Raw genomic sequence first — 24,638 nt, forward strand, 5'->3', positions numbered from 1 at the left:
AAAATGTAATGGACCTTGAACACACAAGGCATCGAAATCCAACCAATGCTTTTACTCACTCGTTGGCTGCTATCTGTGCCTATTCTTTTTACCAAAGAAAACCCAAAGTTAGTATAGCAATACCATTGGTATTGAGCCAGTATTGCCCTCAAATGGTTGCTTAGATTTGAAAAGTTCACGTAAGGTTAAGATTTTTTCAGCAGCTTCTAAAACGGCTACTGCTTGCTTATAATGGACTGAAGGAAAATCTACTAAAAATGTGGACAAAGTATCGCCTTCTTTGAGGTAGTCAAAGAGATTTTTTACAGGTACACGAGTGCCTGCAAATACAGGTTCGCCGCTTTGAATATTGGGAGATATGGTGATTAATGAGTTCATGGCTCGTTTTTTACAAATTTAAGGTTTTTCCAATCTATTGACTACAAATTAAACCAATACGTCAGCTTTGCCTGAATGGAGCGGTTGCGAGATTGACCGTTGGCGGTGTTGTAGTTGTCAATATAAACCAAGAAGAAATCAGATACCGGGGCAAATCGCCACTGAAAACGTGTATTTATGTTCATGTTTTCAAATTGACTGTTGTACTGCAAAAAAGTCGTCAAAAAAACCTTTTTAGAGAAGGTCCAATCTAACCGCGGACCCATTAAAAAAACGTTGTTTTTACCGATAGGCAAATCAATGTGATTGTAAGTAAAATTCATGGCCAACGCAATATAAGGTTGATAACGAAAATTGAGTGAGCCAGCCAAACTCACGATGTTCCCGTCGTAATATTGCCCGATGAGCGGTTGGGCAAAAAGCCACACTTTTTTACGTTGGTCGGAGAAATAATTAAGCGAGGCATTGTAATAGGTGTATCCTTGTCCTTTTTTCAAAGGAGGGAGTTTGTTGTTGCTGCGCAAAGCATCAAAGTCGGCAAACAGAAAGGTATAGTTCTGATTGACAGAGAATAACATCCGTGCAGAATTGTTGAAAAACATAGATAAAAAAGGACCCGCAGTACGGTCAGTTACGCCTACATTGGGCATGGTGTATTGTTCCAACGCCACTCCCACACTATACCGATTGACGAGTTTGGTACGCGGATAAAACGAAAGTCCAAAGGTAGGATTGATTCGTAAGTAATCTTTGCGCGGCACAAAACCCACTTCGGCATCGTAGCCTTTGCCCACCCAGTCGTGTGCCCAGCGGAAGGTGTATTTCAGTACGCTGTACATGAGTGAGAAGCCGTTCGCAAAGGCATTTTTTTGCTTGACTTCGCTAAATGATTGGTGATAATACGCTTTCCCCTGCCAACGACTGTCTTTGGACGTAAAATTGTATTCCAAGCCGCCAACCCGATTGAAATCAGTCAGTTTAGGGCTCATTTCGGGGTGAATCGTTTGTTTGTTGACAAAAATCCCCGCAATATTTGACCGGTTAAAGATTTTTCGTTGAAAGGAAGCTACCGTAAAGTTGGCTCCGGAAATCCCCTTAAATTCGTCGTCGGCCGTTTGGGCATTGAGCAAACCGACCCGCCAGTTATCATCCAATTTTCCACTTAAACGCGCTCCGTACAGAATCCGGTTGGGTACGCCCAAGCCTGTTGTAGAATCTTTGGCAATCCCGATTTGGCGAGAGAAAAAGGGGCTGATGATTTGATTGCCGGCTCCTCCCAAATTGCTCTGTGGCGGTAAAAAAGGATTGATGACGTAGCTTCCAAAACCCGAAAATAAATCGGAATTTTCAAGGAAAAACTGCCTTTGCTCGGGATAATTGATGTCAAAACGAGAAAGGTTAATGACTTGTCGGTCGGCCTCTACGTTAGAAAAATCGGGATTGATGGTCAAATCCAAATTAAGGCCCGACGTAACCGCGATTTTGGCATCACCCCCAAAATTGAGCCGACTTCCGTTGTTAGGGTTTTTGGGGTTGACAAAATCCTGCGCATTTCCTGCTGAAATATAGGGAATCAGCGAGATGTTGGCACCTGATTTTTTTAACGGCTTTTCAAATTGAATGGGAACGGCATACCCCAAATTCATGATGATTTGGTTTTGAGGAATTTGCACTAGTGTACTTTGCTCATTGATTTGAGTATCAAAGCGATAACTCTTAAATAGCCATTGAGGCGTGTTTTCTTTAAACCGCAGAGTGGTAAAAGGAATAGCTATCTCGGTGGTCCAGTAGTTATCATAAATTTTTGACTCACCTTTCCATTTGTTGTCCCAAAATTCGCTGAAAAATGAGTTGTCAGTAGCACCATTGTACAGCAATGCTTCACGCATCACGCCCAAGGGATTCATTCCAAACAAAAAAGCGTTGGTGCGGTCATTGAAGGTATCAAATGCAAAGGTAATATTGTCGTTGCCGCCAGCTCGGTAATCTCGCCGGTAGGACAAAATGACAAATTTGTTGCTTTTGGTATAGCACTTGGCACTGACATAAACGAACTTGTTGTCGTAGGCAATTTTTACCTCCGTCTTATAGGTCGCTTTCAAGGTGTCAGAAGGGAAATACTGCCAAAAGTCGCCCAAAGTGGTGCTTTTTCCCCAAGTATCTTCGTCTAAAACGCCGTCAATTTTAATCTTTTCCGTCGTAAAATTAACCTTGTAAGGGGCTTCAGATTGGGTAAAAGCAAGAATGGGTAATAAGAGCAAAAGTATAATTATTCTCATAAAGTTAGGTATAGCGAGGAATGAAACGATATAACACAAATTAAACCCCTATTTGTTCGACTACAGTGAGTCATTTTCAGACTCACTGTGCATAATTTTAAAAATCAGCTGTTTAAAGGTGCTTCTTCAACTCCGTACGTTTACATTCACAAATACTTCCAAAATCGCCACGCTTTTCTCGTTTTGAGATACGCTAAATTTTTGTCGTTAGAATAGGCCTCCCGCTCAAAACTGATGTTGAGATACGCCTGATGATGGTGTCCATATTGTACCCAACGAACCAAAAACTCCAGTCCATACCATACGTAAAACAAAAACAGCCCCAGTTCAACCTGTTGGCGCAAATGAATCCTTTCGTGATTAATGAGCCAGGCAGGCGGCTTGGCGTGTTTAAAAAATACCCATGGAAACAGTGTCAATCCACCTACCCAAAGGGAGGGAACGTGCACTGCAATCATGGGTAAACGAAAGCGGTTCAGCATGTGTTTTGAGCAAATTACGAAATCGGCGCTCCGGCCCACACTTCTTTGTGCGGTTGTAAAAGCGAAAGACTGCCGTCTTTATCTTCGGCCATGAGAATCATACCGTTGGATTCATTGCCCATAATTTTGCGCGGGGCAAGATTGGCAATGAACGTTACTTGGCGGCCAATCATTTCTTCGGGGGTGAAATGCTTGGCGATACCGCTCAGGATAGTGCGTTTTTCAAAGCCGTCGTCCACTAAAAACTTCAATAATTTATCACTTTTGGGTACCCGCTCGGCTTCGAGAATAGTCCCGATACGGAGGTCTAACTTGGAAAAATCATCAAATTGTACTGTAGGTTTCAGTTCAGGTACCGATTTGGTTGCTAACTCATTCATTTTTTTTGCGTCGTGTAATTTTTGGATTTGTTTCTCAATGACGGCGTCTTCCATTTTTTCAAACAATAAAAATGCTTCGCCAATCGCAGCACCGGTAGGCAGCAAATCGGCGTTGCCCGCATCCTGCCATTGGTGACTTAATGATTGGTGGTTGGTGATTGATTTCTGCATTCCCAACTGTTGGCATAACTTGGCTGCGGTAAAAGGCAGAAACGGTTCGCTTACAATGGCCAAACTCGCCGCGATTTGCAGCGCGATGTTCATGATGGTATTTACCCGTTCGGCATCCGTTTTGATGACTTGCCAAGGTTGGGTTTCGGCCAAATATTTATTTCCCAGACGCGCAAAATCCATTAAAAACGACAGCCCTTCCCGGAAACGATAATTTTCGATGGCTTCCCCTATTTTGGCAGGAAAATCAGCCAAAGTTGTCAGCGTCTCTTTATCAAAATCGGTCAATTCACCGCGTGCAGGTACTTTTCCGTCGCAGTATTTATGCGTCAGCACCATGGCACGGTTGACGAAATTGCCGTAAATCGCTACCAACTCGCTGTTGTTGCGGGTCTGAAAGTCTTTCCAGGTAAATTCACTGTCTTTGGTTTCGGGTGCATTGGCCGTTAGTACATAGCGCAGTACATCCTGCTTGCCGGGCAGTTCTTGCAAGTATTCATGCAACCAAACGGCCCAATTGCGCGAGGTCGAAATCTTATCGCCTTCCAGATTCATGAACTCATTGGCCGGGACGTTGTCTGGTAAAATAAACCCTTCTCCTTCTGCCATTAACGTAGCAGGAAAGATGATGCAGTGGAATACAATATTGTCTTTGCCGATAAAATGCACCAATTTGGTGTCCTTGGCCTTCCACCAGGTTTCCCAACCGGCATCGTTGCCGTTTTTCTGCATCAACCAGTCTTTGGTGGCTGAAATGTACCCAATCGGTGCTTCAAACCATACGTACAGCACTTTGCCGTCGGTGTCGGGCAGGGGAACTTTGATGCCCCAATCCAAATCGCGGGTCATGGCCCGGGGACGAAGCCCGTCTTTCAGCCACGATTGACACTGTCCGGCTACGTTGGTTTTCCACTCGGTATGGCTGTTGACGTATTCCGCAATTTGGGGCTGCATTTTGTCCAGTGGCAGAAACCAGTTTTTGGTGGACCGTAAAACGGGTTTTGAACCGGATAAAGTGGAATGCGGCTCCTTCAATTCCATCGGACTCAGGGCGGTACCGCAACGTTCGCATTGGTCGCCGTAGGCGTTGGGATTGGCGCAAACGGGGCAAGTACCTACAATGTAGCGGTCTGCCAAAAACTGCTGAGCCACTTCGTCGTAATATTGCTCGCTGACCTCTTCAATGAAGCCGTCTTTGTCGTAAATCGTCTTGAAAAATTCCTGCGACGTTTCGTGGTGAATGGGCAAACTCGTCCGTGAATAAACGTCAAACGAAATGCCTAAATCAACGAATGACTGCTTGATTTGGGTGTAGTATTTATCCACGACTTCCTGCGGTGTAATTCCTTCTTTTTTGGCACGAATCGTAATGGGTACGCCGTGCTCGTCAGTGCCGCTTACAAAAGCCACTTCGGCTCCTTTGGCTCGCAGGTAACGCACGTAAATATCGGCAGGTACGTAGCAGCCCGCCAGGTGGCCGATGTGAATGGGGCCATTGGCATAAATAAGCGCGGCTGTAACGGTATATCTCATAGGTAATGTCAAGTTTAGAGGGCAGAATGTCGAATTCTGCATAACAAATGTTCAAAGATGGATGTTTCGAACGGCAAAATTAGTAAAATAGCGTGGCAAAGGAGAATTGTTTAACTTTGAGCCTGCCGTTATTTCTTTTCAAACATGGATAATTTCATCAAAAACCTCGAAATCAAGAATTTCAAATCTATCAAGCACCTTACGCTCGACTGCAAGCGTGTGAATGTGTTTATTGGTAAGCCCAACGTGGGGAAGTCGAATATTTTGGAGGCTTTGGGGTTGTTTTCATCAGAATTCATGATTGATAATTTGAATGAATTGATAAGAATGAAAAAGTTGGATGATTTATTCTTTGACTTTTTTCTCTCAGACGAAGTTGATATACGACTTGATAATAAATTTCGTTTGAGCTTATCTTTCAAAAGTGAGCGCAATGGCGTTGCTGTATTCTTTTTAAATCTTTATAAGAATGACGATCATATTGAATCAATCCCTCTTATAAGAGATGGTTCAATCAAATGGAGCGATGGCTTTACTTCAAGAGTTATTTTGGCGAAATATTATAAATACACACCTTTTGAACCCAAAGAGACCTCGTATTTAAAAAGTTATTTATATCCTCCATTCGGTGAGAATTTGTATGAGATAGTTAACAACTATCCAGAAATACGTTCCAGAATTGTGGCAATGCTAAAAGAACAAAATTTAGAATTTGTCAGCATAGCCAAAGAAAGTGACTTTAAGCTGCAAAAAAATATTGATGGCTTTGTAACCCAATGCCCATACTCCAGCATTGCCGACACTTTCCAACGCTTTATTTTTTACTTAGCAGCTATAGAATCCAATAAAGACTCAGTGCTAATTTTTGAAGAGCCAGAAGTCCATTCTTTTCCACCTTATGTAAAGGAATTGGCCGAACGGATGATTCTGAAAGATGATAATCAATACTTTGTCTCCACGCACAGCCCTTATTTACTGCAAACTTTTATTGATAGTTTGGATGATACACAACTCAACGTGTACTTGACGTATTACAAGGATTATCAAACCCACGTCAAAGCACTGACTCCTGATGAATTAAGGGACATTCAGGATTTTGGGTACGATGTATTTTTCAATCTTCGGAAGTTTGAGCCCAATGACTAAACCTCGATTTCGGATTATACCTGAGTGTCATGCCGATACGGCTTTGGCGCGTTTTTTTGTGCCTAACGTCAAACAGGAAGACCACGCCAACGGCAGTTCAAACGTTGCCTCCGAAATGAAAAGAGCGGGTTTCTCAGAAGTGATTCTGATTGGCCTTATTGATAACGATAAGCTAAAGCATACACCTCGCTATTTTGATGATTTTATAGAGATAGAGCGTGGTCAATGCGTCAGTTTTCGGCAAAAAGAAGATGTCCGAGTCGAGCATTATTTGATTGTGTTGGAAAGAGCTATTGAGACTTTTTTGCTCTACAATGCCGCGCAGGTAGGCATCAACGTGGCTGATTTTGGTTTTTCAGAAGTACAAAAAGAATTTCAGAAAAACCTTAAAAGCCAACAGATTGAAGACAGTGAAAATTATCAATCATTGCTGAAAGCCCTTCGCGATCAACAAGCCCCTGATTTTATAAAAATTGAGGCATTTTTGAATCAGTTCCTTTAATCTGTGGGAATCTGCGTGTCATTCAATCTGCGAAAATCGGCGAGAAATCTTTATTCATCATTCCCGCGTTTGAGGTCGCGTTCTTTGATGGATTCACGTTTGTCGTAGGTTTTCTTTCCTTTTGCCAGTGCGATGTCAATCTTGGCGAGCCCTTGGTCGTTGATGAAGAGTCGGGTCGGAACAATGGTGAGACCTTGGTCTTTTAACTTCAACGCCAACTTTTTGAGCTCCCGTTTTTTGAGCAACAATTTGCGGTCACGTACTGGATTGTGATTGGCGTAGGTACCTTTTTCGTATGGAGAAATGTGCAAATGATGCACAAGAAGTTCGCCTTCCATAAAGATACAGTAGGCATCGGTCATGTTGACTTTGCCCTCCCGAATGGATTTGATTTCGGTTCCTGTCAGCACTACGCCTGCGGTATAGGTTTCCAAAAAGAAATACTCAAACGAGGCGCGGCGGTTGCTTATATTTATGTTCTTGCTCATTTTCTAACTTTCTTAACTTCTGATTTCTGATTTCTGATTTCCGATTTCCGATTTCCGATTTTTTGGGGTGCGAAGATAACGATTTCCTTTCTTTTCCCCCTTATCCGAACAGCTTAATCAACAACTCCTTAGAAAGTTCTCGCTCTTGATTACTTTTGTGATAGTTATACATTCATCCCTTCTAAATCCCTCAATTCGTATGAGAAAAACGTACTTTCTTTTTGGGCTTATCATTTCTTCAATGGTAATGGCTCAACCCAAACCTAAGCCCGCGATGGGCTGGAAAGATGTGCTCAACTGGCAGGCAATCCCCGCTTTTGGAGGAACGCAGCTTTCGCCCGATGGCCAATGGTACGCGTATGTGCTCGCTAAGTACGAGAGCGATGCTGAGCTTATTATCCAAAAAACGGCCGATACCACCAAATACGTATATTCAATCGGTACGCCTTCGTTTGCCCAAATGAGTTTCTCGGACAACAGTAAGTGGATTGCGTTCAAAGTGTTTGCAAAAGACAAAGACAAAAAAGCAGCCGCTAAACCGGGAGGAAAGCCGGTGCCTGACAAGCTGTTTTTAGTGGAATTGGCATCCAATAAAAAAACGGAATTTGACCGGGTGAAATCATTCGCTTTCAACGGAGAAAAAGCAACTCACTTGGCTGTACTACTTACCGCAGCAGGCGGTGGCGGTGCTCCTTCGGGAGCGGGCAGCGGTGCTTCGGATGCGGCGAAAGGGGCTGATTTACTGTTGTTTGACCTTGCTGCGAGCAAAACCCAAAACATGGGGAATGTATCAGAAATGGCCTTTGACAAAGCGGGAAATTGGTTGGCAATGACCATTGATGCCAACGAAAAAGCAGGAAACGGTGTACAACTTCGCAATATGAACACGGGCGTAACTTTGACGATGGACAACGACAAAGCCCGTTATCAATCGCTCAACTGGACTGAAAAAGGCGATGCATTGGCCTTGCTTAAAAGTACCAAAGACGAGAAGTACAAAAACGAAAGAGTAGGAGTGTTGGGTATCAAAAATTTTAGTGCGATGCCCGAATTGACGGTGTATGAGCCTAAAACGGACAGCGTTAATTTCCCGAAAGGAATGACCGTAAGTCCAAACCGAACTCCGTATTGGTCCGACGATTTGACTCGTCTGTTCTTTGGCGTTCATAAATTGGAATTGGCAAAAAAGGACGACAAAAAGCCGGCAGAAGCCAAAAAAGATACTACTAAAAAACTTTCTGACACAGAGAAGTTAGCCAAAATCAAGGCCGATACTACGCTCAAAACCATCGAAGATTTGCAGAAAGCATTGGCTAAAATAAAAGCAGATACCACCAAAAATGCCGTTGCTGAGAAAAAAGACGATATTGATAAACCCGAAGTAACGGTTTGGCATTGGCAGGATAAACGCCTGCAATCTCGTCAGCAAGTGCAGGAAATGCAGGATAAAAACCAGAACTATCTGTCAATGTATGATGTAGCAACTAAGAAGTTTGTACAATTGGCCGATAGTACTGTAAAAAATGTGTCGGTTGCTGCGAAACAATTGTATGGGTTAGGAACCGACAATACCAACTACGAGTTGGAAAGCAGTTTGGATGGGCAAAATTACGCAGATGTCTATTTGGTGGACCTCAAAACGGGCAAACGTGACAAAATTCGTGACAAACACTATCTGCCGAATTTTTGGGCAGGCCCTCAAACGTCGCCCGATGGTACTAAGTTTTTGTACTGGGAAGGGACGAATTATTTTCTGTATGATATGGTCAGTAAAACGTCACGCAATCTAACTCAAGACATAAAAACCTCATTTGTGGATGTTGACGACGACCACAACCAAAAAACGCCACCCCAAGGAATAGTCGGTTGGAGCAGTGACAGCAAATCGGTATTGTTGACGGACGGTTGGGATATTTGGCAAGTACCAACTGATTTGAAAGATGCCAAAGGAAAAGCACTTGTTGCGTTCAATTTGACACAAAACGGCAAACGCGACGGTATACGATACGAGCAGCGTTATCAGCTTGACCCCGAAGAAAAAGGGATTGATTTGAAGAAATCCATCTATGTACGCATGTATGGTGAGCGAACTAAGAAAAGCGGTCTTGCCCGGATTGAAAACACGAAAGTGTTGATAGTGAAACCCTTGTTGTGGGAAGATGCGGCTATCGGAAGCCTTACCAAGGCTAAAAAAGCGGATGTGTTTGTGTTTGCCAAAGAAACCTTTACCAAGCCCCGTCAGTATTTTGTGAGTAACAGTGTGGACTTGACGGCAGAAAAACAAATGACCAAAAATGCGCCTTCGTTTGATAAATATGCGTGGTCGGCGGGTACGCGTTTGGTGGATTATGTGAGCGACAAAGGTGATTCGTTGCAGGGGGCGTTGTTTTTGCCGGCAGGTTATGAGCAGGGCAAAAAATACCCAACCATCATTTATTATTACGAAAAGATGTCACAATCGCTGCACAATTTCGCGAATCCGGGCTATGCAGGAACGGGTTGGAGTCCTTCTATTTATACCTCCAATGGCTATGCTGTATTTATGCCCGATATCGTGTACAAACTCAACGACCCAGGCATGTCGGCTGTTTGGTGCGTATTGCCAGGCGTCAAAGCGGCCATTAAAACGGGCGTGATTGACGAAACTCGCATGGGCATTCACGGACATTCGTGGGGAGGATATCAAACCAGTTTCCTCATTACTCAAACCAATCTATTTAAAGCGGCGGCGGCCGGTGCTCCGTTGACCGACATGATTTCGATGTACAATCTGATCTATAAAAACAGCGGAACCAGCAACGGTACCATTTTTGAAGGCTCACAGGGGCGCTTAGTAGCTCCTTGGGAAAATTGGGACGCTTACCACCGCAATTCACCGATTTATCACGTTACCAAAGTGCAAACGCCTTTGCTGATGTTGCACAATGATGCCGACGGAGCCGTAGATTTCACTCAAGGGGTAGAGTTTTATACTGCGTTGCGTCGCTTGAAAAAGCCGGTCGTGATGATGCAGTACAAAGGAGAGAACCACGGATTGGCAAAACAACCCAATCGCAAGGATTATTCAGTACGGATGATGGAGTTTTTTGATTACCAACTCAAAGGCAAACCTGCGCCGGAGTGGTGGTCAAAGGGTATTCCTCGTCTTGATCTGGAACAACATTTGGACAAACGTATTTTTGAAGATTAAGCACAGTTACGTTAACCGTTATCTGTGTATCTGTTATCCGTAAGTACGCAATGACCCTGATGATATTCAAACCTTGTCAGGGTTATTTATTTCTTCTCGAAACTTTACATAAATATGCTCGTTCCACAGTTTTTCTTCTTTAAAAACCGACTGATGGAGAATGGCTTCTAAATGAAATCCCGCTTTTTCTAAAACCCGCATAGACGCCGGGTTGTACTCAAAAACACCCGCATAAAGGCGGTGAATATCAAAATGTTTGAAGGCATATTGGGTCATTTCCTGCACGGCTTCAGTCACAATTCCTTTTCCCCAAAACGGTTCCGCCAGCCAATAACCAATCTCGGCATTTTTACGAAAAATATCTTTTTGTAACACAATTCCGATAGCTCCTATTACCTCGCCCTCTACATCAATGGCAAAAACCGTAGGTTTGGTTTCGCTTTTACACAGCTCAATCCATTGACGGGCATCTTCCAAGGTATAAGGTTGGGGGAAAACATCGCGCACGTTCCGCCATATCTGATAGTTATCGGCATTTTTTGCGAGAGAGGTTTCATCGCCGTCGCGATAGGGGCGGAGGTGGAAGAAGGGACTCATAGCAACAAAATCAGATAGTATATCAGTAAATGAATAGTACCTGCGGGTATTATTTGGCACTTTTTTGAGAGTTTTTCAATCTAAAAATTCTGCGGGAATATGCTTTCGTACTGCACTTAATGATCGCATTAGCATCGTAAAAGACGATTTTCGAGACAGTAGCTTTTTAAGCTTAGTTTTTGCTTCAAATTTAGATTGGTCGTCCAAAGCTCCTTGCCATTCTATAATTGTGTTTAAAACTTCGTATTGCTTTTTTGCAATTAAGTGACGTAGGTTGGCGGTTTTTCTTTTAGACTCTTCATCACTTCCGTTATGAATTTTATCTAAAAGTTTTGCAGTATTTACCGCTTTGATATTATTACCATTCTGTGCTTCAAAACTTGCCTCTCCACCAAATAAAACAACATATAATATTTCTTTTTCCACATCGTCTTCCTCTGCACAAGGGTCTAAATAACCTCCTTCGGGTTCGTTGCGTGGCTTGACCATATTAGCGTCATGGTCGGCTGGATAGAGATTTGCCCATTCGTATTTCAGGTCAGGATATTGGTCAAACGCTTTTGACTTAAAATGTTCCACATCCATTGCCCATGAATTCTCAAAGCGTCTTTCGGTTAAATAACATTTGGCGAAAAAAACACTGTCAAAAGCATTAAATAAGTCCGCATTGCGGTATTCAGCGTTACATTTTGGTTTGGGTTGTTCAGCCCAGTTTGCTTCCGAAAGGCTTTTATAGGTTGCCAACTCATCAAGGTACTGTTTGATTTGTGGTGTTTGCAGCGATGCAGGTGCTTCGCCTCGTTGGACGTTAATCATCTGTATCGTAGTCTATTGAAGTTCCAAAATCATTGATTCTAATTCTAATTGCATTGCAGGAGAGAGATAACGCTCGTTTTCTGTCAAGACGGTTTGTAATCTTTTTTTGCGAGCTTGTGGGTCGGTTTCAGTTTTAATGATATGATTGATTTGGGCAAAAATATCATCTGCAATGTTGGAATATTCATTGTCTAATCCAAAGTGAGAAACCATTAATTCTGAAAAACTGCTTCCTACGATGCTTTCCGTTTCGGTACTTTTAGAAGTAAGATCAAAAACCGTTGCGTTTTTAATACTTGAAATGACAGCGGGCGAGTGCGTAGCGACAATAAACTGCACATTTGGGAAAAGCCCCGTTAGCAGTGGCATTACTTCATATTGTAATTTGAGGTGAAGATGGGTTTCGGGTTCGTCAATCAGTACAATACCGCAGGGGTTATAACTAAAATCCTTGACTTCTTTTCGGATAATGTCCACGCGCATGAACAAATCCATCAGGATGCTGATTAATGCAGAGAATCCATCGGATAGATTTTCAAAGGTGATTTTCTGACCGGTGGATAGTTGAAGATGAAAGTCGAAATTCTCCTTGACAAAAATTAACTCTAATTTTGGGTCTTCCAAAATATTCCGAAAACTCTGAGTCATTAAGCTGAAAAAACGTTCAGTATCAGCTATTTTGGCTTGGTTATTATCTAAAATATCAAAAGCCTGATTTACTTTTTTATTGACTAAATACTGCTTGAATTGTTTAATAAAAAATTCGGAAGAGTTTTGCTTTTCTAAATGGTCATTTAAATCATCATCTTTCACAACAGTAGAAACAGGTTCTATTTTACTGCTTCTTGTAGCTTGTAGGAAAGAATAAATCGAGAACCGATAGTTAAGAGACTCTTTAAAAGATATATCAGTACTATTTAAAAGTATAAATTCTTGTTTGTCTTGATAGTTTAAATTCTCATAAGCGACTAAACCACCATTTGAAATTCTGTTCATAAATTGTTGAATACGCTGATCTTTTGATATATGTTGGTAATAAAAATTACTCAAAGATGCATTTAGTGACTTTAAAATAGTAGTCTTTCCCGAACCATTTCTGCCTGTCAAAACCAAATGACTAAATGGGTTGTCTTTATTGAGGATGATATCAAAATTTTGATAAGCGTAACAATCATTAACGTGAATTTTGGTAATATAGGGAAAACCTTGCGGTACAAGGAGAAGCATAGTTTTAGAACTTTGTTTTTACAAAAATACATAAAACTTATGTAGAATTTATGAGGCAAATCAAGTGAAGGGGTTATTATACATTTCTCAACGGTTTGCCTCAATAAATGCCTGCTAATGGGTAATTTCCCGAATCCCCCACTTTTTTGTAAGATTGCAACAGAATTTAAAACCACCCAATCAATCATGCTTAAACTTGGATTTGTAAGCGCTATTTTAGCCGATTTTGGCTACGAACACGTCATAGATTTTGCGGCTAATCACAGTTTTTCCTGCGTGGAAATGATGTGCTGGCCTACCGATAACGCCGATGCTCGCCGTTATGCAGGGGTAACCCACATTGATGCTGACCGCGTACTGACGGATACTCCCTATGCGCTTCATGTCGTGCATTATGCCAAAGGAAAAGGAATAACTATTTCAGGGTTAGGGTATTATCCCAATCCTTTAGACCCCGATACAAAAAAGGCAGAGTACTATCGCGAGCACATCAAGCAGTTGATTCGGGCGGCGGCCAAGTTAGGATTGCACAATGTTAATACCTTTATCGGGAGGGACCCTTCCAAAAGCATTACCGAAAATCTCAAAACCTTCGGCAAAGTGTGGCCGGACATTGTGAAGGTAGCCGAAGAACACAACGTGAAAATCGGGATTGAGAATTGTCCGATGTTTTTTACGGATGATGAATGGCCCGGAGGTAAAAATCTGGCCACAACCCCTGCCGTTTGGGACCGAATGTTTGAGATTATTCCAAGCCCGATTTTAGGGCTCAATTACGACCCTTCGCACCTAATTTGGCAAATGATGGACGAAGCTAAGCCTATTTATGACTACAAAGACCGGCTGCATCACATCCACCTCAAAGACGCCAAACTCTACAAAGACAAACTCGACCGCGTAGGCATTATGGCCAATCCGCTCGAATACCACAGCCCCAAACTCCCTGGGCTGGGCGATGTGAACTGGCGAAAGTTTTTTGCGGCGCTCACCGACGTGCGCTACCGTGGCCCGGTCTGCATCGAAGTGGAAGACAAGGCCTACGAAGGCAGTATTGAAGATGTAAAATCGGCTATTTTGACGAGTCGAAACTATTTAAGGCAATTTTTGGGTTAACTTACAAACCTCACAGGTTTGATTAGCGACGATTATCAAACCTGTGAGGTTTCACAACAACCATGAATCGCAACTTCTCAGACGGACTTAATTTCTTTTCTAAACTTACGCGCAAGCGGGTTTGGAATGCGTTGAAGGTACTGTACAGTTACTACGAGTCCAAAGCCACGGGACGCGCCACGCACCGCGGATTGCCCATGAGTATTTCCTTTGAACCTACCACGTCGTGCAATTTGCGTTGCCCGGAATGTCCCAGTGGACTACGCTCTTTTACGCGCCCGACAGGTATGCTGGAGGGGGATTTGTTTCGTCGGACTATGGATGAACTTTCAGATACGTTGCTGTATCTTATTTTCTATTTTCAGGGAGAGCCTTATTTGCATCCTAAGTTTTTGGAATTGGTAAAATATGCTGCTCAAAAAGGGATTTACACGGCTACCTCCACCAATGCCCACTACCTGACCGATGCCGCCGCCCGCCGAACGGTCGAAAGCGGTCTTGACCGTTTGATTGTTTCGATTGACGGCACCACGCAGGAGGTCTATCAGCAATACCGAGTAGGAGGAAATCTGGAAAAAGTGCTGGATGGAACGCGAAACATTCTGAAATGGAAACGTGAATTGAAATCCAAAACTCCGCACGTGGTGTTTCAATTTTTGGTGGTTCGTCCCAACGAACATCAGATTGGAGATGCTGAACAACTGGCAAAAGAAATCGGCGTAGATGAAATAGGCTTTAAAACCGCCCAAATTTACGACTATGAGCACGGTGACCCGCTGATTCCAACCATTGATAAATACTCACGTTACACCCAACAAACTGACGGAACCTACCAAATTAAAAATGGCCTCGACGGTCATTGTTGGAAAATGTGGCATTCGTGCGTCATCACGTGGGATGGGAAAGTGGTTCCCTGCTGTTTTGACAAAGACGCTCACTACCGCCTCGGCGACGTATCGGAAACTTCTTTTAAACAATTGTGGCAAAGCGATGCCTATCGCCAATTTCGTCAATCCTTAATCCGTTCGCGGTCAGAGATTGAAATGTGTAAAAACTGCACCGAAGGCACGCAGGTGTGGGCATAAAGCTTTCATAAACTTTCTCCTTCGTTCGTTCTTACAAACACTCCTGTTTGTGGAATATCATTCCGTAAATAGTAGTATTTATCTTTAATATTCACTTTTTCTAAAGTTTTTAGCCCTTCTAATTTTCCGAGTTTTTCCTCAAATGACATTAATTTAATACCAGTACTGCCTCTCCAACTGCTTGGAATAATCAATTTTGTATTGAATATAAATACTTTGGACTGATTATTCTCAGCTTTGCTGTGAGCTAAAAGGTCTAAATCATTTTCAATATAAGAAATAAAACATAAATTTGATGTTGATATATAAACCTCTTCCAAGTACTGATTATAAGTTTGATAAGCATTTAAATAGACTTTTAATATTCTGCCATTTTCAAACGCAAAAAGCATAAAGCCTTTAAAATTGGTTGTGCCACAGCAATAAATATGCTTTTCATCTTTTTCAAAAGTTAGATTTGATAATACATCTTCAGCATTTCTAAAATTTTGATTTTTGATAGAATAAACGCGCTTATAATTTGTAAATACTAATATAAAAGCGTGCTTAAATGTCTCAGGATGCCACTTTGATTTGCTTATTCCTTTTTCAAGTATAAAATTTTTTACTTTTTGTTGGCCTGTGTCTGTATCCCTATCCTCAGTGATGGGTCTTTCTGTATGAACTTCAGCTTCTTCTGTTGATCCAACGATTTCTCCAACTGCTGTTTCAAGCTCTGAAAGAGCAACTTTTGAGATTTCTCCTTTGATAGTTGAGATGAGAGTATCTGTAGTTTCGATTATTTCGATTATTTTGTTGGCCTGTGTCTGCATCGCTATCCTCAGTGACGGATCTTTCTGCATGAACTTCTTCTGTTTATCCAACGATTTCTCTAACTCCTGTTGCGAGTTTTGCAAGATTGTCCTTTGAGGGCTCCCCTTTGGTAGTCGAGACAAGAGTATCTGTAATTTCGATAGCAGCGTCTGTCTTTTGGACAGTAGCTGCAAGTGTAGTGAATTTATATTTTCAGAATTCTTTGGTTGATTTACATCATTTATGGGTTCTGATTTGGGTATTTTTTTTTCATCCTTGTTTACTTTTGGCTCCTGTATATCAGGTTGGTTGAGGTTGGGTATCCTGCCTGATGGGATTATCTGTTCAAAAAGTGTAGTTTGCTGTGGGAAATTTTTAGTTTGTTGAGAGACTAAAGAAGTTTTATTATCAAAATCTTTAACCATTTTATCATTTGTAGAACAATTGCGTTCCAAAAGAACCCAAAGTTGTTCTAAGGCTTTTTCTTGATTATAATAAAAATCACCTCCGCGAACTCTGAAAAATTGCCAACCTGCCCGTTCTAAGATTTTTTGGCGTGCTATGTCATTGGCTATTTGTTCCGGTGTACTATGGTACTTGTCCCCATCACACTCAACGGCTATTTTTACACCATTGGGCAGTATTACCACTAAATCAATCCGATAATGGCTCACACTATATTGTGGGGTAACAGTATATTCACGTTTGACAATTTCATTATAAACATCTACTTCAAATTGACTGTCAAAAGGTCGTGGAATGCCTTCTATCTCTTTACTGATTGTAATAGATGGTTGTAATGGATTTTGAAAATAACTTAAGAGTTTATAGCGTAAATCATCATGATTCGTTAAATCTTCGAGTTGTATTGAATGAAAGAGCCAAACTTGTTCAACGGCACGGCTAACTGCTACATTAAACATTCTTTCAAATTCGGAAGTAGTCAAGGCACGACGGTTGTGATTAGTAGCCGTTACTAAACTTAAAAACATTATATCTCGCTCATCGCCTTGGAAACTTTTAGCATCTCCACAGATAATTTTCCTTTTTTCAAACTCTTGGGAGTCAAGAACAGTCAAAAGTTTTTGATTAATAATTTGCGCTTGGGCTTGCCCTTGCAATGCTATAATACCAAAGGTTTTGCCGGCATATCGTTTATCATTTAAACAAGCTTGGATAGTTTCTACAAGTTCGTCTGCTTCGGGTTTGTTTCTAATGGTGTTGGTTTGCCCTTCTATATACCCTCCTTTTACAAATACTGTTTTAAGGGGTTCGAGACGGTTATCATCATATTGTTTGAGAGGATGGAGGCCAATTCCGGCTGACTGATAAAAGTGCCTGTTACAAAATTCGATGATTTCTGGCATACATCTAAAATGCTCCCGCAACACCACTTTTTGGCCAGAACAAAAAGCATTAGCATGGTCAAAAAAGCTATAATCTATGTTGAAAAAGCTATTATAGGGTATGTTTTTGAGGTACTGATTTATTAAGTCCTGTACTTTATCGTTCTCGACACCAACGTATTGAGGAGCTGTTTGCTTATCATCACCTACAATGATAATATTCTTAGCTAAGTACATCAAGAACATAGCATCAGGACCTAATTGACTGGCTTCATCCACAATAACATAGTCGTAAATAGCTGCTTCAGGTTGTAGAGTCTCTACTAATTTAGGCAATGGCATAATCCAGCATGGGACACTCTGTTGGCAATCGGTCATTAATGCTTGTGCCGCTTTACGGTTTTGCAAAGCCTTCTTGCCTTTTCCATGAGCTTTATTCATTGCCATCGCCCAAAGTGTAAGCTTTCGTGATAAGTCATTATCTATTCTTCCCAACACTTCTATCCATGCTTTGTCAGCTGCTAACTTGGCCGTTACATCACGAATTTGTTTTTCTTCTTGTTTTAAATTTTCATATAGTTCAGCTTCGGATTGACTTAAAAACTTTTTAAATTCACTATTTGCCACTTGCCAATAGATTGCTTTTGGCAGTAAGTCTATTTGTTCGCTATTGGCGCGACTTTCTACAATAAGTTCGGTGAATTCAGGAAAAATGCTTTGGCAAGTTTGGATGAGCTTTTGGTAGCGTTCCCATTCCTGCTGTTGTCGATTTAGCTGTTTTAAGTTATCTTTTTGAATTTGGTAAGTATTCCAATCCTGTTGTTCAATCGCGTTTCGCAATAGCCCTGTAATAGGATGAAGTTGTGGATTTGAAAGAGAAGTTAAAAGTATATTTAGTTGCTGCTGCGCAGTTTTATAAATTTGTACGTCTCTTGTATATTTAATTCTAAGGGATATTTCATTAATAACTTCTTCGTTTAATCCTTTTATTTTTACCAGTTGACTAATTGACTCTTCTCCGATTCGGTAGCGTCCAGATTGAGTTATAATTGTGTCTAATACTCCTAAATTCTCTTCAAGTTCAGCATAAAGGTTGTCATTATAAACTAATGAATTATCCCAAGAATTCAAGATATTTTCACACTCAATTCTAAAGTCAAAATAACGAATTACTAAATTAAATTCTTGTATTTCGTCGCATGGACTGCCGTTTATAAATACAGTTTTTGTAAAATACTCTCTCTCTTTAATGTGTGGCGGTAGTAGGAATTTATCAAAAATACCAAAAGAAACTTTCGATTTATTACTGCTTATTAAATACCTAAGAAGTATATCGGCATCGCTCCTTAATTGTTGTAAAGTGAAATTATTAGGTATAATAATGCGGTTTTTTTGTTCGAACTCACGGTATTGAATTTCGAATTTAACTTTTCCCAAAAAAATAGTAGTCAGTTTAAGACGATTGTTCCATTTAGCTGCTATGCCATTCTGACAATCGTTTAGGGCTTTTTTAGACCAATCTAATTTAGCAACTGCGCTATATTTTTGAAATGCATCTTTACATATATGAATTTGATTTTCTAATAAGTCTATGTTTATTCCTGATAAAATTGACAAATCTTGGCTCTTGTGTGTTTTTTCAAAATCATTAATTACCTGAAAACAGTTAGCTAATGACTCAATTGATAATAGGATTTATTCACTTGGTAAAGGTTGTTCAAAGTCTTTTAATGTATACGTTTTAAATAGAGTAGATAGTCGCGAAGTAAGCTGGAATAATTCCTTGAATTCGTTGTTGACTATTGTCAAATCATACAGTAAGTGAAGTTGATTCGGTAGACAAAATTCAGGCTTAACACGTTCTCTTAACTCAGCTACTGTGTCCTTAAACCAATCGAAAGCAATCTGTTCTTTTACCAATCTTTTCGCTAATTGGTCGAGAGTGTCTTCATATTGACTGTTTAATCTTTGTTTTCGAGTGTCTTTTTCTTTGAGGATAAGTAGCTCATTGTCATATTCTGCCTTAGATTTTTTAAGCTTCTCTAATTGTTGCTCGTTGGCTTCTATTTGTTTTTTTAGAACATCAAGATTTGCGTTATTTAACCTTCCTGTAATTGTATTAACCGATTGCTCTAAATCACTGGCCGATTTGCTGTCATCGCCTAACATGCTTACCGCCAAAGATTGAATTTCTAAAGGGATTTTATCTTTTAAACTTTCGAGGGCGCGTTTGGTTTGAGCAGTTACCAAGACTCGATTTCCATGAGCCAATAAATGACACATTAAATTTGCAATTGTGTGGGATTTTCCTGTACCGGGAGGGCCTTGTACAAGAACTTTGTTATTAGCACGCAAACGATTGACAATGCTGATTTGCTCCTCGTTGTAGAGTTTAGGGAAATAAATAGTATCGTCTTTAAAAGTGCGTGTACGTTGAATATCATTATAAATAGGAGCATTGGTTTCTAAAATAGCACGTACACAAGACGCGTCGAAGTTCTCACCTTCTTCCAGTTGCTCAATAATTTTCTTATAAACCGCAGTTAAACTTCGTGTAGTACGTTTTCTTAAAATGAGGGCCGGAGCAAAGTAAATATTTGGCTTTGATTGATTTGCAGTTGGTCGTTGCACATCAGGATAATACTGTGCCTGTGTATGAAGCACATTGGTGTATTGATTTAAAAAACCTTCTTTGCCAAAAAAATGTCTGGAGAAATAGTCATCCATTTCAGCACTTTCAATAGCACTTGACAGTGTGCGTTGTGCGTCCTCTACATTAAAACCTTCGAGGTCTTGGCACATATCCGACTCAATAAAATAACGGCTATTACTCAAGTCAGGTTTTACTTCAATATAAGCTGTTCGGGTATTGCTTACAAACTCAATCGCTGCTCGAACGGTAAATATGTGCCTTTTTATGAAAGTTCCTTCCGATTGGCAAAGCAGCCCCATACCCATTACCAACTCATACTCATCACCAAAATTTTGAATCTTTTTGAAGGTATCAAATAGTTGCCGGTAAATTTCAGATATACGTTGATATTCAGCCTCGTTTTCTTGAAAGGCTTTTGTTTCTTCTTTATAAACCTGATTTTGCTGAGGCCAAATGTTTATGCAATAACTTAAAAAAGCGTCTTCGACTTGGGAAGGACAAATGATGGTAGTGCCCTTTGAATCAATAATCGAAGCTCTTAGTTCAGGTTCTTTCGTAGCATGAATTAAAGTCTCTTCTATGACCCAACCCCGTAAATCAATAGGTAATTCAGGAAAAACAGGTTTGGGAAAAGGAGGAGTTGGTTTAACTACTTTTAGCCAAAAGTCTGCATTGGTATTATTTGCCTGTATTATGGTCTGTACAGATTCAGGTAAATCACTCAACCAAAATACTGAGTCATATTTTTCAACATCACGGATTACACTGTCACGCAACTGAGAAAAATTCAATAGAAAGCGGAATACTTGCAGATATTGATTCACAGAGAAAAGATGTAAATAAACGTATATTTACAAATCTATTGAAATGATGGATGGTGACCAAACAATTTGATAAGATATTTATTTTATGCTCTATTAGTCTGCTTTTGGTTGAAAAAATAAATCTGTAAGGTAAAATTCCGTCAATCCTTAATCCGTTCGCGGTCAGAGATTGAAATGTGTAAAAACTGCACCGAAGGCACGCAGGTGTGGGCATAAAGCTTTCTTATTTTGCCTGATAAAATTTTACATTTTGTTGCCGTAAAAAATCCTTAATTATATCTGCACTGATACAAACTCCTACGTGCAGAAAAGGGTGATTGGAGACTTTGGCGCGGTGCGTACCCACCCATACGTCGCGATTGACCATGTCGAAACCCAAGTGCAAATGCCGGGTCGATTGCTGCATCCCATACACTACGCCTTTGGTGTCAAAAAGCGGCCCGCCGCTTTGCCCAACTAATCCCGGGGTACTCATTTCGAGGGCAAACGCCTGTCCGGTCTCGTCTCCGATGTAGCGTGTTAAAATCCCGTCAATCGGAAACGCAGGAGTTACTTTCGGCATCGTGCCGTCCCACTCAATGTCGTCAATTTCAGAGTTGTATCGGTAGTTGGTAAACTCAGCAAAAGGGTAGCCCAATCGGCAAAGCGATTTTCCCTGTTTCGGAATTTGTCCATCGGCAATAAATTCTGCGGGGCGTCCGTAGTGCGCCTTTCCGGTAGTCCGAAATCGCAGTAGCGCTAAATCATGTTTGGAATGGTAGGTTACGTCGATGTGGGTGAGGTTATCAAAGCAATTGATAAAATCCATTTTTTGCGTAATCACCGAACCCAACGCCAATCCATACTTCTGTTCGAGTCGTTTTAAGTGCTGTTTCTGCTGGGGGTCACGCATCACTTTGCGGTATTCCGCCATAAACTGGTTGTAATTCTGTTGAACCGCGCCCGAATTAACGATGATTTCGGCAACGTGCCGACAGGTAATGGCATATCCTTCTTCGTTGATAAAAAAAAGAGTGGCGGCGCCGGTCAATATATCTGCCTGGTGATAAAGACGGGTAATGATATGGGTAGGTCGCGTAAACTCACTTACGCGTTCAATGGCTTCGACAAACATGCTGTTGTGGTTATTGAGAATAGTTATGCAATGATAATGCAATTCTTATACCACAAAACAACAAACCCGCAGAATCTATCGGCGGGTTTGTCAGTCATTTCTATAAAAGGCTTATTGTAAATTGATTAGGCTAAAGGCGCTCCCGCTAAAATTTGCGGGCTTGCAAAATCGGCGTATTTGTCAAAATTGCTGCGGAACAAATCGGCTAAGTGCAACGCTGCATGGTCGTAGGTTGTTGAGGCAGCCATCCGGATGATTGGGTACGTAGGAAATTACTCCTCATTATTCTCCTCGTTGAAAGCCACCTCCAGTTTTGCTTTCACCCATTCGGTATAGCGAGTGTGCTTATAGGTAAACCATTGCTCACGGAGTGCATCGTAGGTATCTACAATGTCTTTGAAACGGCGAAACGGTTTTGAACGCTCTAAGGCATCTATCAATTTGCTTTGCCAAAAGCGATTTGTCACTTCCTGTTCTGCAAAATCGGTCATAATCAGAAAACTTTTGCGGGACTCCATGGGTCGCATTTCAACATAATCATCCGGATTTGCTTCTATTTTATCAATATCTTCCTGATACAACTCCTGATTGTCACTGAATTCACTGAAATCAGGCATTGAAATGTATTCTTTGGTGGTACGATGTACATAACAAATGAGTCCCATTTCAAGATCCTGCGCTAATCCGTCGTAATAGTTGTCGTCCATATTTTTGATAGTTTTGTGTTTGAGCAGTTAAAAATAATTCTCTTCATTTCTTTTTGCAAACACAACATCGTTCAGCTAATGTTTACGCTTGATAATTTTGAAGAACAAATCAGCCGCGAGATAGTACAAAGAGGTCGCAATTACTTCCAAAATGATGCAGTTATCTATTTGGAGGACTCAGAGGAAAACCTTTGGACAGCCGAAGTCGAAGGCTCTGAAACATACCAAGTGGAGGTTGAATTGGAAGAAAAAATGGTCAAACACTATTTCTGCGATTGCCCGTACGACGGTCCTACCTGCAAACATGTAGTAGCGGTGCTTTACGCTTTACGAAAAGAAGTAAAGCAAAAAAAATCAAGCCCGAAGCCTAAAAAGTCCCAGAAGTTGACGTTAAAAGAGTTGCTCGAAAAAATTGATTTGAAAGAGTTGAGAGGGTTTGTTCTTGACTATGCTGCATCAGATAAAACGTTCAGTCAAAAATTTGAACTCCATTTTGCTGAAAAAGACGAGCGCATTGATGTTCGGCAGAAATATAAAGATTTGGTCACTAAAGCGATTCGTACTCATTCTAATCGTGGTTTTATTGATTACAGTGCTTCGCGTAAGTTAAGTCATGAAATAGATAAAATCATTCAAATGGGTTATCAGGCTGCTTCCAACGAAAACTTCAAAGATGCCTTTACAGTGGGGCAAGTCGTATTGGTGGAACTCATGGAAGCATACGAACAGAGTGACGATTCGTCGGGCGAATTGGGCGGCACTGTTCAGGAAGCCATTGAGCTTTTGGACAGCGTTGCTACTTCGGAGGCAAGTCGCGATCTCAAAGAAGAATTGCTCGAATTTGTGGCCAAAGAATTGCTCAATAAAGTGTATTTTGATTATGGTGATTATGGCTATAATTTGCTGGAGATTGTCCCCAAAATTGCGATAGATTTGGGTGAGCTGGACTTGTATCTAACTGTTTTGGAACGTCTTGAAAGAGTTGCTGGTGACTACTTACGAAATCATTTACGAACTGAGCGCATTGATTTTCTAAAAAAAATAGGCAAAGCAGAAGAGGCAAAACAACTCATTGAGGCTAATCTTGACATTGTGGAGATTCGCCGAGGGGTGGTTAAAGAGGCATTAGCTGCCAAAGAGTATGAGAAAGCTAAAACGCTGATTCGAGGCGGTATTTTAGTGGCAGAACAGCAAAAACATCCGGGAACTGTCAGTGATTGGGAAGGCCAATTGTTGGAAATCGCAATACTCCAAAAAGACACGGTTCAGATACGGTATTTTGCTAGAAAATTTGCGTTTGACCGTGGGTTTGACAGGAAATACTATCAGCAGTGGAAAAATACGTTTTCGGCGCCGGAATGGGTCAAAGAAATTGATGACCATATTCAACAAACCATTAAAAAATCGAACGTAAAACCCGAAAAAGGCTACTGGTGGGATCCAAAATCAGAGCGATTCAGGACGTTATCGCCGATTTTTATCGAAGAACAACTTTGGGAACAATTGTTTGAGTTAGTTCAGGAAAATGCCACACTCGACTCGCTCAATAAAGTCAGTCCTTATTTGGCTAAATTATACCCGCAGCAGTTATTGGATTTGTATATTCCATTGCTCAAAAAGTGGGGGACTGCCGTCAGTACTCGCCCGGAATATCATCAACTGGCTGAGCAGATGAAACAAATTAAGAAAGAAATTCCAAATACGGCAACAGCTATAGACGAATTGGTAAATTCACTCAAAGTTCAGAATCCTAAGCGCCCCGCTAGGCATGAAGAACTGAATGAGGTACTGCGGATGAAGTGATAAATGAAGCAA

19 protein-coding genes are annotated in these 24,638 nt (G+C 41.1%); 6 read left to right on the top strand and 13 right to left on the bottom strand.

Annotated elements, in window-relative coordinates:
• Positions 1-108: 108 nt before the first annotated feature.
• The 4 genes from Q0081_RS24740 to metG form a co-directional block, all read right to left on the bottom strand.
• Positions 109-378: a DUF433 domain-containing protein gene (locus Q0081_RS24740; RefSeq protein WP_298360073.1), complete on the bottom strand. Its 270-nt coding sequence runs from the start codon at positions 376-378 to the stop codon at positions 109-111.
• A gap of 41 nt (positions 379-419) precedes the next feature.
• Positions 420-2,657: a DUF5916 domain-containing protein gene (locus Q0081_RS24745; RefSeq protein WP_298360076.1), complete on the bottom strand. Its 2,238-nt coding sequence runs from the start codon at positions 2,655-2,657 to the stop codon at positions 420-422.
• Positions 2,658-2,803: 146 nt separating this feature from the next.
• A complete protein-coding gene (locus Q0081_RS24750) occupies positions 2,804-3,139 on the bottom strand; it encodes a hypothetical protein (protein WP_298360078.1) in 336 nt (111 codons plus the stop codon).
• A 14-nt stretch (positions 3,140-3,153) separates the two neighbouring features.
• Positions 3,154-5,223 (bottom strand): methionine--tRNA ligase, encoded by a 2,070-nt coding sequence (gene metG, locus Q0081_RS24755; protein ID WP_298360080.1) that lies wholly within the window; start codon positions 5,221-5,223, stop codon positions 3,154-3,156.
• Between the two features lie 144 nt (positions 5,224-5,367).
• Between metG and Q0081_RS24760 the strand changes: the two genes are divergently transcribed.
• Both Q0081_RS24760 and Q0081_RS24765 read left to right on the top strand, forming a co-directional pair.
• On the top strand, positions 5,368-6,369 hold the full coding sequence (locus Q0081_RS24760) for an AAA family ATPase (protein WP_298360082.1): 1,002 nt from the start codon (positions 5,368-5,370) through the stop codon (positions 6,367-6,369).
• Entirely contained in the window at positions 6,362-6,871 is a 510-nt protein-coding gene (locus Q0081_RS24765) for a hypothetical protein (RefSeq protein WP_298360084.1), read from the top strand. Before Q0081_RS24760 ends, Q0081_RS24765 begins: the two co-directional genes overlap by 8 nt.
• 50 nt (positions 6,872-6,921) lie before the next feature.
• Here the strand turns inward: Q0081_RS24765 and smpB are convergent, their stop codons facing one another.
• Positions 6,922-7,359: an SsrA-binding protein SmpB gene (gene smpB / locus Q0081_RS24770; protein WP_298360086.1), complete on the bottom strand. Its 438-nt coding sequence runs from the start codon at positions 7,357-7,359 to the stop codon at positions 6,922-6,924.
• A 199-nt stretch (positions 7,360-7,558) separates the two neighbouring features.
• Here smpB and Q0081_RS24775 point away from each other — a divergent pair, with 199 nt between their 5' ends.
• Positions 7,559-10,549, top strand: a complete 2,991-nt coding sequence (locus Q0081_RS24775; protein WP_298360088.1) for a prolyl oligopeptidase family serine peptidase — start codon at positions 7,559-7,561, stop codon at positions 10,547-10,549.
• 66 nt (positions 10,550-10,615) lie between these two features.
• On the opposite strand, the gene Q0081_RS24780 is transcribed toward Q0081_RS24775, so the two are convergent.
• From Q0081_RS24780 to Q0081_RS24790, 3 genes are all read right to left on the bottom strand, one after another.
• Complete coding sequence (locus Q0081_RS24780; protein ID WP_298360090.1) at positions 10,616-11,146, bottom strand: GNAT family N-acetyltransferase; 531 nt, start codon at positions 11,144-11,146, stop codon at positions 10,616-10,618.
• Between the two features lie 75 nt (positions 11,147-11,221).
• Positions 11,222-11,962 carry a hypothetical protein gene (locus Q0081_RS24785; protein ID WP_298360092.1) on the bottom strand — a complete coding sequence of 247 codons (741 nt, stop codon included), beginning with the start codon at positions 11,960-11,962 and terminating at the stop codon, positions 11,222-11,224.
• Positions 11,963-11,974: 12 nt separating this feature from the next.
• Positions 11,975-13,189 (bottom strand): AAA family ATPase, encoded by a 1,215-nt coding sequence (locus Q0081_RS24790; RefSeq protein WP_298360094.1) that lies wholly within the window; start codon positions 13,187-13,189, stop codon positions 11,975-11,977.
• Between the two features lie 186 nt (positions 13,190-13,375).
• On the opposite strand from Q0081_RS24790, the gene Q0081_RS24795 reads away from it, so the two are divergent.
• Both Q0081_RS24795 and Q0081_RS24800 read left to right on the top strand, forming a co-directional pair.
• Positions 13,376-14,302: a sugar phosphate isomerase/epimerase gene (locus Q0081_RS24795; RefSeq protein ID WP_298360095.1), complete on the top strand. Its 927-nt coding sequence runs from the start codon at positions 13,376-13,378 to the stop codon at positions 14,300-14,302.
• 62 nt (positions 14,303-14,364) lie between these two features.
• Complete coding sequence (locus Q0081_RS24800) at positions 14,365-15,387, top strand: radical SAM/SPASM domain-containing protein (RefSeq protein ID WP_298360097.1); 1,023 nt, start codon at positions 14,365-14,367, stop codon at positions 15,385-15,387.
• A gap of 5 nt (positions 15,388-15,392) precedes the next feature.
• On the opposite strand, the gene Q0081_RS24805 is transcribed toward Q0081_RS24800, so the two are convergent.
• From Q0081_RS24805 to Q0081_RS24825, 5 genes are all read right to left on the bottom strand, one after another.
• Positions 15,393-19,142, bottom strand: coding sequence for an AAA domain-containing protein (locus tag Q0081_RS24805; RefSeq protein WP_298360100.1), 3,750 nt, complete (start codon positions 19,140-19,142; stop codon positions 15,393-15,395).
• A 78-nt stretch (positions 19,143-19,220) separates the two neighbouring features.
• Positions 19,221-21,002 carry an AAA domain-containing protein gene (locus Q0081_RS24810; RefSeq protein WP_298360102.1) on the bottom strand — a complete coding sequence of 594 codons (1,782 nt, stop codon included), beginning with the start codon at positions 21,000-21,002 and terminating at the stop codon, positions 19,221-19,223.
• Positions 21,003-21,225: 223 nt separating this feature from the next.
• On the bottom strand, positions 21,226-22,116 hold the full coding sequence (locus Q0081_RS24815) for a serine protease (protein ID WP_298360104.1): 891 nt from the start codon (positions 22,114-22,116) through the stop codon (positions 21,226-21,228).
• A 125-nt stretch (positions 22,117-22,241) separates the two neighbouring features.
• Entirely contained in the window at positions 22,242-22,364 is a 123-nt protein-coding gene (locus Q0081_RS24820) for a hypothetical protein (protein ID WP_298360106.1), read from the bottom strand.
• A 24-nt stretch (positions 22,365-22,388) separates the two neighbouring features.
• Positions 22,389-22,823, bottom strand: coding sequence for a UPF0158 family protein (locus tag Q0081_RS24825; protein ID WP_298360108.1), 435 nt, complete (start codon positions 22,821-22,823; stop codon positions 22,389-22,391).
• Positions 22,824-22,901: 78 nt separating this feature from the next.
• Here Q0081_RS24825 and Q0081_RS24830 point away from each other — a divergent pair, with 78 nt between their 5' ends.
• Entirely contained in the window at positions 22,902-24,626 is a 1,725-nt protein-coding gene (locus Q0081_RS24830) for an SWIM zinc finger domain-containing protein (protein WP_298360110.1), read from the top strand.
• Positions 24,627-24,638 lie beyond the last annotated feature (12 nt).

This window comes from Runella sp. (genome assembly GCF_027484545.1).
In the GTDB taxonomy this organism is placed as follows: Bacteria; Bacteroidota; Bacteroidia; order Cytophagales; family Spirosomataceae; genus Runella.